Origin of the sequence: Butyrivibrio sp. AC2005, assembly GCF_000424145.1 — a bacterium.
In the GTDB taxonomy this organism is placed as follows: domain Bacteria; phylum Bacillota; class Clostridia; order Lachnospirales; family Lachnospiraceae; genus Butyrivibrio.
In genome coordinates this window covers 588,635-602,336 of sequence record NZ_KE384137.1, presented here as the reverse complement: position 1 = coordinate 602,336, position 13,702 = coordinate 588,635, and the positions used below count along the sequence as shown (strand labels likewise).

Genomic DNA, 13,702 nt, shown 5'->3' with positions numbered 1-13,702 from the left:
AGATTTGAATCGATGTGAAAGGAGAAGTCTATGAAGAAGACAAGTAATATTTCAAAAGCTATCGTAGGTGCTTTAATGACTTCGATATTTATTGGAATGGCAATATGCCCTTTGACGATAAAAGCTGTAGGATCGTATGAGACACATACTACCAGCGAGTTTGTGGAAATAGATGATTTGAGCCTGTCCTTAAGGCATTGTGCAGACTGGTTTCGTTCGGGGTATGATCTTCGTGAAAATGAGAAATATATAGAAGTTGATTTCGATTTTTCTGATTTTGGAAAAGGTGCAACTAAGCTTATAAATCCTGAAAGATTCGTGATCATCAGTGCCAAAGACGAGGAAGGCAATGAACTTCTTGGTGAAGATAAGATACTTACTCCTTATACGGACATGCCTGATGATGAGTTTGGAGATGATGATGAAACTTATTACAAGGAAGATTTGGATTATGAAAGTGGATCATATTTAATGACCATGTTGCTCTTTAAGGTTCCTTTGAACACAGCTAATATTACAGTTGTACTGTACGAAGGTAATGCTTTGGAAGGTGAGCCTCTGTGTGCCTTTGAGACGGAAGTGGAGGAATCAGCGGATAGTTATGAATATTTGGATGATTCTGATGTGGAAGATTTAAATAATTCTGATACGGAAATTGATATGGAATCAGATACGGCAGAATAAGAATATTATTGCTGGGAGGAGTTTTGTTTTATATATCCTGTCAGACTCTGATATATAAAATCATTGGCGGACTGATTTTATATAGAGTTTATGGCTTTAAGATATAGTATATTTCTATAATTACAGGCAGATACCAAGTTCGTTTCTCAGTACTCGAATGGGGAATGGAATATCTGTCTATTGGAGTACAATCCATGGAGGGCTTTATTATGACGATTTCTAAGAGAATAATTTCAGTATCTGTTATGGCAGTTATGATGTCACTTATACTGGCACCGGTAACAAAAGTATATGCTACATCAGGCTCTGTTAGTGGCAGTATAGCTGAAGCGGAGGCAGAGACCGTTACAGAGAGCGAAGATGCCTCTTTACTGGGCAAAGATTTTAAAGATATGACTAGAGATGAACTGATTGAATTCACCAAGCAGGGGTTGGAGCAGGGTGTAAGTGAAAACGATCAGGCTGGATATACCTTTGAAGTTAAGGATGATTGTGTAATCATCAATATGTGGTATACGGGCGCGGATGAGGCTCTTGCTCAACTGGATAGTGATCCTACAGCAAAAGAAGGCTGGAGTTATCTGGTTGGTGTTATGGAAGGAGCCTCCTACACGTATTACGAAGCATATAAGCTTCATGATATGGACGTATATCTTAGTCTTGTGAATGATTCAAATCATGAGCAGGTACTTATAACAGCCCGTAATGGTGAAATCATTTATGATTATGTAAATGGCATTGATAAAACAATGGATTACAATAGATAATTGGGAGACCTATAGTTATCATCAGTTGTTGACGGTGGTAGTAGTGGTATTAATTTTAAAACGATTATAATCAAGCGATATTAAGTAAAATGGCTGTGAAATTGGTGGAAAATTCAATTTCACAGCCATTTTTAATAATTTGGGCCATGTCAAATCAACTCTAAAAATGCGTGAAGCAACCTTCCGGTGAAACCCCAAACAACGGGACATGTGTCCTCGTAAATCCACATATCATAATGCTGTTCATGCCAGTTGTAAGTATCAGTACCACCGGTGACCATGCGGTATGGAAAATTATCAGGCGCGACAGTCGTTTTTTTCATGGGATAGCTGACACCGGGATGTTCAACAAAATATGAAACAGGATATGTAAACACCCGCTCGACTTCATCAGGGGAATAGGACATATCATAATTCTTTAAAAGAGCGACGAATGGATATACCAAGGCACCGGTAGGTCCTGCAAGCGGAGTAAGATCACGGAGAATCTTAAAATCAACAAAATCAATACTAAGCTCCTCACACAGCTCCCGAACAGCTGCTTCTAAAGGAGTCTCACCCGCATCAATTCTTCCGCCCGGAAAGCAGACTTCCCCCGGTTGAAAACGAAGATCGCGCGACCTTACTTCAAAAAGCACATGAAGTTCTCCTGATATTTCAATCAAAGGAATTACAACCGCAGAGCTTTTTGGAGGAATTATGCTTATTTTGCTATTCTCTATTTTTTCAATTATTTCTTTTGCATTCATGTATATATTATATTACTTAAACAGCACTCTTTCCTATATATCTCATATACAATATAATTAGAAATAAGCATTTATAAGGAAAAACTAAATATATTCATATTAAAATAATTAAGGGGATTTACATCATGGATAGAAACAGCACAATTATTAAAACAAGTATCATAGGTATAGTAACCAACATTCTTCTTGCCGGTTTTAAGGCAGGAGTTGGCATAGTATCGGGATCTATCGCAATTGTTCTTGATGCAGTCAATAATCTTAGCGATGCGTTATCATCGGTAATTACCATCATTGGAACCAAACTTGCAGGGAAAGAACCTGACAAAAAGCATCCTCTTGGTTACGGAAGAATCGAATATCTAAGCGCGGCTCTTATTTCTGTAATCGTTCTGTATGCAGGAATAACTTCGTTTGTGGAATCTATTAAAAAGATAATTAATCCTGAACTTCCTTCATATCAGACTTCCTCCCTTGTAATCGTAGCAGTTGCAATAGTGGTAAAGATAGTTCTCGGAACCTATGTGAAAAAGGTTGGAGAAAGCGTTAATTCCGAATCACTTGTAGCATCGGGTGAGGATGCAAAGCTGGATTCAGTCATCTCTGCATCGACACTTCTTGCTGCTATTATTTTTATAATCACAAAGGTGAGCCTTGAAGCCTGGCTTGGCGCTGTTATTTCAATTGTAATTATCAAAGCAGGTCTTGAAATGCTTCGTGACAACTTATCACTAATTCTTGGTGAAAGAGTAGATCTTGAACTTTCAAGCGAGATAAAGAAGACGATAGCTTCATTTCCGGAGGTGCAGGGAGCATATGACCTTCTTCTGCACAATTACGGTCCGGACAGATATATAGGTTCAGTTCATATTGAGGTTCCTGATAATATCACAATTTACAGACTTGATCAGCTTCAGAGACAGATTGCTGCAAAAGTATATGAAGAACATGGAGTTGCGATTGAGGGAATAAGCATATATTCCCAAAACTCAGATAGTTCAGCAGCAGGAAAACTTAGAAATGTAATTGTTAGAAACATTATAGGAAACCATGAAAACATAAAGCAGATTCACGGCTTTTACCTTGATGAAATAAAGAACATTGTAGCATTCGATATGGTAATTTCATTCAAGGAAAAAGACAAGGAAAAGCTGCATCAGGACGTAATATCCGAACTGAAAGCAGTTTATCCGCAGTATGATTTCAAAATAAATATGGACCGCGACTTTAGTGACTAAGTCACGGGGACGGTTCTTTTGTCTTGTTCCTGAAGGCACTGGGAGAACAACCTGTATGTTTTTTGAAAGCCTTTGAAAAGGTGAATATGTCATTATAGCCGACAGCGTATGCAATGTATTGTATAGTGCTGTCGGTATTTTTTAGCATATTTTCTGCAGCCTGCATACGATAGGACTGAAGGTAATCTTTTATGGTCGTGCCGGTTGCTTCATGAAAAAGTCTTGAAAGATAGCTTCGGTTTAAACCGCAGGTCAAAGCGATGTCATCAACATGAATATCCTCTGAAAACTTTAGCTGAATGAATTTGATGATAGTGCGGACGTACTGAAGCTGCAGGCTTTCGCTGGTCTTTTTGGTTTCGGATACGTAAGCTCTCTTAAAATAATCCATCATTTCATAGGTTCTGGATATACAGTAGTATTCACTTTCATAGTCGTTAAATATATCAGATAAAATGTCAAAAAGACTGCGAAAATATTTGCCCTTAGGAGATACGATATCTTTAACAGGATTATATTCATCAAGCTGACAATCCTTTAAGACTTCGAGTATTACAGCACCGCCAATATGGGTCCACATATATTCCCACGGATTATCATGATCTGCTTCATAATATGCCATGATATCGGCTGGTATATAGAAAAGCTGGTTTTCATGTATCTTATACTCTTTGTTCATTATTCGGAGCTTGCCTTTTCCTGATATCACATAATGCAAAATGCCACGAGGGCGTACAACAGGTCCATAAGAATACCCTGGTTCACATTTGTAATTTCCTATCTCGTAAAGACGCACTTCAGCGCTTTTGTCGTAATCCAGAAAGGCACAAAAATCAAAACCTAAACCGTTTTCGGAAGTATCCATTTTAATCCACCTCACAAAATGACAAATTCTAATAACATAATAACATGTAATTATTATCTGTGGGAGATTAGAATTGCATTTGTTGAAACAAAAAACAAGGGTGCGGATAACAAAAGGAAGATGTTACCGCAACAAAATTGGAGGACAAAAATGAAAAAGAAAGTATTGGCACTTGTACTTAGTACTGTAATGGCAACTGGTATGATCGGATGCGGCGGCTCATCTAATTCAGGAGATAACGGAGCAGCAAATTCAGAAAAAACAGAGGCTACTGAGAGTACAGATACAGCAGCTGAAAGCTCTGAAGGTGGATATACAACAGATCAGATCACAATCAACATCTGGGATTCAAATCAGCAGGCAGGCATTCAGCAGATTGCCGATGACTGGACGGCTAAATCAGGAGTTAAGGTTTCTGTAGAAGTTGTTGACTGGGATAACTATTGGACACTTCTTGAGGCTGGTGCTTCAGGTGGAGAGATGCCTGACGTATTCTGGATGCACTCAAATACAGCACAGATGTACATGGAGAATGAGATTCTTCTTGATCTTACAGACTACATCGCAAATGATGCTACTATTGATCAGGCTAACTACTATGAAGGCGTTTGGAATCTTTACAACAGCAATGGAAAACAGTATGCACTTCCCAAGGATCACGACACAATCGCTCTTCTTTACAACAAAGCAATCTTTGATCAGTATGGCGTGGATTATCCTACAGACGACTGGACATGGAATGACATGTATGAAGCAGCTAAGAAGATCACAGAGGGTTCAAACGGTGAAGTATATGGTATGGCTATGAATACTTCAAACAACCAGGATGGCTGGTATAACCTCGTTTACGATTTTGGTGCTCAGGTTATCACAGATGACCACAAGGGTACAACAATCGGTTCTGAGGAAGGTAAGGCTGGTATGGAGATGTGCAGACAGCTTCTTACAGTTGGTGCTCCTCAGTCAGTAGTTGCTGAGACAGGTACAGATTCACTCTTCATGTCAGGCAAAACTGCAATGATCACACAGGGTTCATGGATGATCAATTCCTTCTATACAGCAGAAAATCATGCAGATTATGCATGGGCAATGCTTCCTTATGCAGATGTTAACGGAAACGGAACCTGTGATGCAGGCGAGCGTTACTCAGCTTATAACGGACTTGGATGGGCAGCTAATGCGAATGTAGCAGATCCTAAGGCTTGTTATGATCTCATCGCTTACTTCTGCTCAGAGGAAGGCCAGAAGAAGCAGGCTGAGCTTGGTGTAACAATGGGTGGCATGAAGGGAGTTTCAGAAGATTTCTCAGGTGCTTTTGAAGGAATGGACGTTTCTGCATTCGTAAGAGCTGAGGAAGAGGGAGATCTGTTCTTCCGTCCTTACACAAGAAACACAACTGTTTGGGAAGATGCTCTTCAGCAGGCAGGCGGTTTCCTTGATGCTTGGCAGAATCCGGAGGATCCTGAAGTAATGAGAACAGCTTGTGATAATGCACAGAAGATTATTGAGGATGCTATTGCAGCTGAGTAATTTATAACGGACACACTTAATGTTAATGACTTGCCTCTTTGCGAAAGCAAAGAGGCAATTTAAGGAGAAAAAGATTATGAGTAAAGGGAAAATGACCCCGTCGCAAAAAAGACAGGCCATATGGGGATGGGCATTTATAACCCCTACAATGCTTGGACTGATAATACTTAACTTTTATCCGGCGATAAACACAGTATATCAGTCTCTATGCAAGACCGGAGATTTCGGAAAAGGGAACAAATTTGTTGGCCTCGCAAACTATCAGGCCGTTCTTGGCAACACAGAAACCTGGCAGTCACTTTGGAACACTGTGAAATATGCGATAGTTGAAGTTCCGCTTGGAATAGTAATTGCTCTTATTCTTGCTGTTCTTCTGCAGAAAAAGCTTCCGGGAAAAGGGTTCTTCCGTACTCTGTTTTTCCTCCCTATGGTTTGTGCACCTGCTGCGGTTGCTATGGTTTGGAAATGGCTTTACAACCAGCAGTTTGGTCTTTTGAACAACTTTCTCCATACAAATGTTGCATGGATTTCTGATCCGAACATTGCCTGGATCAGTGTAGGAATTATAGGTGTATGGTCAATCATCGGATATAATATGGTTCTGTTCATTGGTGGTCTGCAGGAGATTCCCGCTGACTATTATGAGGCAGCTCAGATTGACGGTGCATCTGCAATTTCTCAGTTTTTCAACATAACGGTTCCGCTTCTTAGTCCTACGACTTTCTTTATCGTACAGACAAGAATTATCGGTGCTCTGACTGTATTTGATCTTATGTTCATGGTAATGGATAAAACAAATCTTGCACTTAACAAGACACAGTCCATTGTTTATCTGTTCTATACATATGCATTTACAAACAGTAATCGTGGATACGGCGCAGCAATTGTTGTTGTACTTGTTGTATTTATTATGATAACCACCGTATTTCTTCAGAAACTCGAAAAGAAGATCGTATTCTATAATTAAGAAAGGAACCATGTTATGGATAGCATGAAAAAGAAATATGTAAGGAACAAGATACTTACATATACAGTACTTATAGTTTTTTCGATAATTATGCTGGTGCCGTTTGTATGGATGATACTTACTGCACTTAAAACAAATCAGGAAGCCATTTCGGTAAACCCTTTTTATATTCTGCCGGCACATGGGTGGCACTTTGAGAACTTTGCCACAGTCTGGAAGAGCTACAATTTTGTTACGCTCTATAAAAATACAATTTTGTTTATTTTCTTCCGTGTTGTCTGTGCATGTCTCACAGCCACCATGGCAGGATATGCTTTTGGAAGACTTGAATTTCCGGGTAAAAAGTTTATGTTTTCACTGGTTCTTATCCAGATGATGATTCCTTCCCAGATTTTCATTATTCCTCAGTACCTTATGGCTTCAAAGCTTCATATATTAAATTCCACGGCAGGTCTGGTACTTCCCGGTCTTGTGACAGCCTTTGGAACATACCTGTTAAAAACAGGATACCAGAGCCTTCCCAAGGACTTGGAAGAGGCAGCGGCTATTGATGGCTGTAATATAGGTCAGACATTTCTTTTTATTATGATGCCTCTCACAAGATCATCTATGATCTCACTGGGAATCTTTACAGCACTGTTTGCATTTAAGGATCTCATGTGGCCCATGATTGTTTGTACTAACGCGCAGACAACAACACTTAGTGCAGGTCTTGCTAAAATGCAGGGACAGTATGGAAGTGACTATCCCGCAATGATGGCTTCAGCTGTACTTGCAATTGTTCCTATGATAATAATTTACATAATATTCCAGAAGCAGTTTGTGGAAGGAATTGCAACATCAGGTGGAAAACTCTGATGCGAGGTGATAAAAAATGGCTATAGTTTTTGATGAAAAAAGCAAAGTATTTTTCCTGACAACAAGTAATACTGAGTACCAGATGAAAATAAACGAGTATGGTATGTTGCTTCATACCTACTATGGTTCACCTGTGGGCAAGACTGATATGTCATTTCTCATTAAAGAGGTTGACAGAGGTTTTTCAGGAAATACGTATGAGGGAAGAAATAGAAGAGGAGTGTCGCCTGATACACTTCCTCTTGAATACGGCACATATGGTGCCGGAGATTTCAGGGTTAATGCTGTCGGAGTAATTCTTGATAATGGAAGTAGAACGCTGGATCTTAGATACAAGAGTCATGTTGTCATAGAAGGAAAAAATGAGCTTGAAAACCTGCCCTATGTTAGAGGAGAGAAGGACAGCGTTTCCACTCTGGAGATTATACTGGAGGATAAAACAGCACTCATCGAGGCTTCACTTATATATAGTGTGTTTGACAAAAAGGATATTATCACAAGATCTGTTGTGATCAAAAATGTATCAGATAATCCCATCAGGCTTACAAAGGCAGCTTCTATGTCCGTTGATCTTCTTCATAAGAAAATGGATCTCATCCATTTTCACGGAAGACATGCAATGGAGAGACAACACGAGAGAGTATCCCTTACTCATGACATTCATGTTGTGGGTTCTAAGCGTGGCACAAGTTCACACCACAATAACCCTTTTGTTATTCTGTGTGACCATGATGCGACTGAGAATCATGGTGAATGCTATGGATTTATGCTTATGTATTCCGGCAATCACGCAGAGGAAATAGAGGTTGACCAGGCAGGAAGTATCAGAGTTGTGAGCGGAATCGGAAGTGAAGGATTTTCATGGCTTCTTAACAAAAATGATAGCTTTGTAACTCCCGAAGTTATAATGGCCTACACCGATGGTGGCCTTAATGAGCTTAGCTATCTGTATCACAGAATAATTCTTGAAAATATCTGTCCTAAAGAATTTCGTGATGTTAAGAGGCCAGTCCTGATCAATAACTGGGAGGGAACTTATTTTAGCTTTAACGAAAAGAGTATCCTTGAGATTATTGATGCTGCTCACGATGCCGGCATTGAGATGTTCGTGCTTGATGATGGCTGGTTTGGGAAAAGAGATGATGACAACAGTGGCCTTGGAGACTGGTTTGTAAATGACAAAAAGCTTCCGGGTGGAATAAAGAGTATTGCTGACCATGCAGATTCTCTTGGTATGAAATTCGGACTCTGGTTTGAACCTGAGATGGTGAACGAGGATTCTGATCTCTTCAGAAATCATCCTGACTGGGCACTTAGAGATCCTGACAGAGCTCCTGTAATGGGAAGAAATCAGCTGGTTCTCGATATGTCCAGAAAAGAAGTTGTCGACTACATTTACGAGAGCATGACGAAGGTTATTGATTCTGCAAAGCTTTCCTATATAAAGTGGGACTACAACAGGTCCATGGCAAATATTTATTCAAATGCGCTTCCAGCTGACAGACAGGGGGAAACAGCTCACAGATTTATGCTTGGAACTTATGACCTTCTTTCAAGAATCAGGAAAAACTATCCTCATATAATGATTGAAGGCTGCTCAGGTGGTGGCGGAAGATTCGATGCCGGAATGCTTTTCTATTCACCACAGATATGGTGTTCGGACAACAGTGAGGCAATTAACCGTTTGAAAATTCAGAAGGGAACAGGCTATGGTTATCCTATAAGCACCATGGGGGCTCATGTGTCAGCATCTCCCAATCATCAGAATGGACGAGTTGTTCCTTTCAGAACAAGGGCAATAGTTGCCATGTCCGGAACTTTTGGGTATGAGCTTGATCCAAGAAAACTTACGAATGATGAGAAGGATGAGATAAAGAAAGAGATTAGCATTTTTAACAGATACTATGATCTTATTCAGAGAGGCAGATACTACAGGATATCCGATGAGGAAACGGAGAAGTATTTCACTTCATGGCAATTTGTTTCAATGGATAAGAAAGAGGCGCTTCTTAGCCTTGTGGTTACTGATGTTCGTGCTAATCCTGAAATTCCTTATGTGAAGCTTTGCGGTCTTGATCCTTATGGAGAGTATGAGATTGATAATATTTTTTCATCTGTAGATGATGTACCTGCCGAAGCCGGGATTATGTTAAAAGAGGAGAAGGTAAAAGCTACGTATTCAGGAAACGCACTTATGAATGGCGGATTGGCACTGGATCCCTTGTATGGAGTATATCCTTCTGTACAGATACATTTAAAGAAGGTTTAAATCATTAGTAATCTATTTATATATGAGCTTAAAATATAGCTTTAAAATGGATTCCAACTTTCGGGTAAAGAAGTTGGAATTCATTTTTTTATTTGCTAAACATTAATCGGAAAAATGATATAATCTTTTTGAATTTCGCTTATTATTGACAAGGCATTTTTGAACTGATACTTGTAGCGGAATATCACCATTCCTTTTCAAAAACTAAGAATAACAAGGAGATATAACAATAAGTATGAAAAAAAGAATCCTGGCATCATGTATAAGCATTGCTATAGCAACATCTATGATAACCGGATGCAACATAGCAGATAAAATAAATGATATAAAAGAGGTGACCAACTCTGAAAACGCACAAGTAGATAGAAACAATAATGAAAACGAACAGGCTGCAAAGGATGAGAAAACCGTTCTTGATAACCTGATTGATGAAAATGCTGTCGAAAGCTCTGGTAATTCAGATTCAGATAATGGTACAGAAAACAAGGATACTGATAATACGGATAATCCGGATGATTCTTCAGAGCAATCCTCCATGAATCAAGCAATATCAGGTGCACCTACTTATAAAAATATCTCAAAAAAGTACAATACAAGATATGACGGGGATGTAAAGTTTCCTGATGACGATGGGAACTGTAAGGACTATTCGGATGGTATTCTTTACAAAGGAACTAAACAGACAATCATGATGGATGACGAGTGGGAAAGTATTTATCCTGCACTCTATAAGACACTTAAGGACGAAGCACAGAAAGAAATGGAATCCTTCGATAAGTGGGCTGATCAAACAACATCTGAAGCTAAGGGACAGTATGAGGATTGTGCCCAGAATGGCTATAGCTTTTATGGCCCTTTTTCTGATGAAGATGAACTAATGGTAAAACGATCGGATAGTATTGTCTTTAGTGTATACAGCTACAATTCGGAATATACCGGCGGTGTCCATGGAATGTATGGCGCAAACGGGCAGAACTATGATGTGGAATCAGGAAAAAAACTGGATATTGGGGATGTAGTCACTGTCCCCGAAAGTGAACTTAATAAGATTATTCTGGAAAAGCTCCATGAGATAGAAGAATATGAAGGCCAGTTTTCGCTGGCTGAAGACAGTGGTCTTAGTGATTATAAATATAATGCAGTTTTTGATTTGGATTCAGGTGTATATGAATATGAGTACAAATGGTATTTTGCAGGTGATGGATTACACATCATTTTCAATCCGTACGAAATTGCCTCCTATGCAGATGGAATGCAAGATATAGTGATAGGCTATGAGGAACATGACGGCCTTATCGCAGATAAATATATTCCTAAAGATAGTAACGGCTTTTGCATGAAAGAAAATATTTTTCTGATTGATGAGAAATATGATTCTGATCAACAGAGCTTACATTTTAGATATGTTCATTCAGCTAATGATCCTGAGGATGATGACTTACTTTACGGTGATGATTTTGGACTTGCACTTGCTAATGGCAAATATGCCTATACAGACAGCGGCTTTTGTATTAACGAAAATACGACACTTGAAGCCTATAGAATAGGAACGACTGATGGAAAAGAGTACATTTATGTCATTATTCCGGACGTAAATGACTACTACAAACTGCATGTATTTGACATAACAGGTGATGATGTAAAATTTGCCGGCACGCAGTGGTATCACTATATGGAAGAGCGGCTTGACGGTGGTTTTCGTGTAGAACCAATACAATCAGATCCATATAACCTGCGTTTTGGTGATGTTATGGGAATCTTCGGAACCTTTACCTGTTACGCTAACTATGAGGTTGGAGCAGATGGTCTTCCGGTAAAAATTTCAGATGATTATAAAATAGTCTGGAAATCAGAGGATGCTTATTCCAAGAGTGATATTAAGGCAGATATTGTAAATGAGGATGGAACAACTGCTGAAGGCGGTGTAACAGTTCCTTCCGGTTCGCACTTTATACCGTATAGTACAGACGGTGAAAAATATATAGACTGCATGCTTGACGATGGCAGGATAGCAAGATTGTACTATATCTCCGTTGATTATCCGGTACAGCTTCAGGAAGGTGAGATTGATGATTTATTCGATGGATTAGTATACGCGGGTTAAGAAGATAGCTTCAATTTTTGTAAAAAAATTACAAAAATTGAAGCTATCTGTGTATTAATTTATCAAATAATGCTAAAATTGGTATTGGCTTACTCAAAAAAGAATACAGAATGTAACTATTCATGGTGAAGACCGTTCGATTGTGAGGGGGAATATATATGAAACACAGCGAAAAAAGGCCTAAGAAGAACCTGAAACCACTTACACTGCTGCATTCAAATGATATGCATGGCGATTTCCTTGCGGAAAAAATAGACGAGAATCTGGTGGGAGGTGTATCACTCCTTTCGGGCTATGTCAGTAAGGTGCGCCATGAGGACGAAAACGTACTCTATGCGATAGCCGGGGATATGTTCCGCGGATCAATTATCGATTCTGAATTTCATGGGATATCTACCATACAAATCATGAATATGCTCGCACCGGATATAGTTACGGTGGGGAATCATGAGATTGATTATGGAGTATCGCATCTGCTTTTCCTGGAAAAATGTGCTGAATTTCCAATAATCAATGCAAACCTGCATATTAAAACAAATAACGCACGACTATTCGAACCATGCAAGATAATCGAGATAGACGGAATGAAAATTCTGTTTATCGGTATCATCACTGAGGTGGCACTTATGCAGTGCAAAATGGATAAGATGATAGGAACTCTCGTAACTTTGCAGGATGCAGCAGAAGAGATAGGCAGGATTTGTGATACTTACAATGCAATTGATATAGACTTCACCGTATTGCTTACCCATATAGGCTTTGAGGAGGATCAGAAGCTGGCTGAACTGCTTGATCCTGCCTGGGGCGTTGATGTGATAATTGGTGGGCACTCCCATACCTTTATAGAAGAACCGGCGATTGTTAATGGAATACCGATTGTTCAGGCAGGGACGGGAACGGATCAGATAGGTCGCTTTGACATAATGATTGATACCGACAATAACTGCATAGACAGCTATACCTGGAAACCGATACCGATAAATGAATCCACCTGTCCAAAGGATCCCGGAATCGAGGAGATAATCAATAATTACAAGCACAGCACAGATGAAAAATATGGTCGTATAATAACCAAATTTGTACGTCAGCTGACTCATCCTTCACGAATACAAGAGACAGAGTTGGGTGATTTGTACTCAGATGCTCTGTGTGAGACATTGGGACTCGATATCTTTTTATTGGGATCAGGTTCAATCCGTACAGAGACTTTAGGACCTGTTGTTACTAAAAAAGATTTTGACGAAAACTTTCCTTATGATGATGGAGTATATGTGACATATTGGACAGGGGCACAGTTAAAGCAGGGACTTTTGAGAATGCTGAGGGATGAAGCACTTTGCGGTGAACATACAGAATTTTACCAGCTCTCTGATGGACTTGAGATTGAGTATGATCAGAAGAATCATTCGTTCCTGAAGTTCAATTTTAAGGGTGAACCTGTTGACGACAATAAAGTCTATTCAGTTGGACTTCAGCAGTTCCATTATACGAATGTGAAGGATTCGTTTGGATTTGAGGTGGCAGATCTTGATAATAATCGCCAGTCAAGACAGATATGTACATCCTGCGCAGGTGTCATAGAAGAGGTTTTGCAAAAGGGACTTCACCAGGATGCGTATGGCACAGGCAGACTTATAATTCATCTCGAGGATGGTACCGTGACAGGAGTCTGAA

The 13,702-nt window shown here is 39.5% G+C and carries 11 protein-coding genes; 9 read left to right on the top strand and 2 right to left on the bottom strand.

Annotated elements, in window-relative coordinates:
• The first annotated feature begins 30 nt into the window (after window positions 1-30).
• Together G602_RS0119635 and G602_RS0119630 are read left to right on the top strand one after the other, a co-directional pair.
• Window positions 31-684, top strand: coding sequence for a hypothetical protein (locus G602_RS0119635; protein WP_026660517.1), 654 nt, complete (start codon window positions 31-33; stop codon window positions 682-684).
• A gap of 209 nt (window positions 685-893) precedes the next feature.
• Window positions 894-1,451 (top strand): hypothetical protein, encoded by a 558-nt coding sequence (locus G602_RS0119630; RefSeq protein WP_026660516.1) that lies wholly within the window; start codon window positions 894-896, stop codon window positions 1,449-1,451.
• Between the two features lie 149 nt (window positions 1,452-1,600).
• Here the strand turns inward: G602_RS0119630 and G602_RS0119625 are convergent, their stop codons facing one another.
• Window positions 1,601-2,200, bottom strand: coding sequence for an NUDIX hydrolase (locus G602_RS0119625; protein WP_026660515.1), 600 nt, complete (start codon window positions 2,198-2,200; stop codon window positions 1,601-1,603).
• A gap of 125 nt (window positions 2,201-2,325) precedes the next feature.
• On the opposite strand from G602_RS0119625, the gene G602_RS0119620 reads away from it, so the two are divergent.
• Window positions 2,326-3,435, top strand: a complete 1,110-nt coding sequence (locus G602_RS0119620; RefSeq protein ID WP_026660513.1) for a cation diffusion facilitator family transporter — start codon at window positions 2,326-2,328, stop codon at window positions 3,433-3,435.
• 1 nt (window position 3,436) lies between these two features.
• On the opposite strand, the gene G602_RS0119615 is transcribed toward G602_RS0119620, so the two are convergent.
• Entirely contained in the window at window positions 3,437-4,300 is an 864-nt protein-coding gene (locus tag G602_RS0119615; RefSeq protein ID WP_026660512.1) for an AraC family transcriptional regulator, read from the bottom strand.
• Between the two features lie 150 nt (window positions 4,301-4,450).
• Between G602_RS0119615 and G602_RS27610 the strand changes: the two genes are divergently transcribed.
• The 6 genes from G602_RS27610 to G602_RS0119585 all read left to right on the top strand — a co-directional run bounded on the left by G602_RS27610 (window position 4,451) and on the right by G602_RS0119585 (window position 13,701).
• The gene (locus G602_RS27610) at window positions 4,451-5,830 is read left to right on the top strand and encodes an ABC transporter substrate-binding protein (RefSeq protein ID WP_044932797.1); all 1,380 of its coding nucleotides are present in this window, start codon (window positions 4,451-4,453) and stop codon (window positions 5,828-5,830) included.
• Window positions 5,831-5,906: 76 nt separating this feature from the next.
• Window positions 5,907-6,797, top strand: coding sequence for a carbohydrate ABC transporter permease (locus G602_RS0119605; protein WP_026660511.1), 891 nt, complete (start codon window positions 5,907-5,909; stop codon window positions 6,795-6,797).
• 24 nt (window positions 6,798-6,821) lie between these two features.
• Window positions 6,822-7,655: a carbohydrate ABC transporter permease gene (locus G602_RS0119600; RefSeq protein WP_026660510.1), complete on the top strand. Its 834-nt coding sequence runs from the start codon at window positions 6,822-6,824 to the stop codon at window positions 7,653-7,655.
• A 16-nt stretch (window positions 7,656-7,671) separates the two neighbouring features.
• The gene (locus G602_RS0119595; RefSeq protein ID WP_026660509.1) at window positions 7,672-9,924 is read left to right on the top strand and encodes an alpha-galactosidase; all 2,253 of its coding nucleotides are present in this window, start codon (window positions 7,672-7,674) and stop codon (window positions 9,922-9,924) included.
• Window positions 9,925-10,159: 235 nt separating this feature from the next.
• Window positions 10,160-12,028: a DUF3298 and DUF4163 domain-containing protein gene (locus G602_RS0119590; RefSeq protein ID WP_026660508.1), complete on the top strand. Its 1,869-nt coding sequence runs from the start codon at window positions 10,160-10,162 to the stop codon at window positions 12,026-12,028.
• Window positions 12,029-12,186: 158 nt separating this feature from the next.
• Entirely contained in the window at window positions 12,187-13,701 is a 1,515-nt protein-coding gene (locus G602_RS0119585) for a bifunctional metallophosphatase/5'-nucleotidase (RefSeq protein WP_044932793.1), read from the top strand.
• The last annotated feature ends 1 nt before the right edge of the window (window position 13,702 follow it).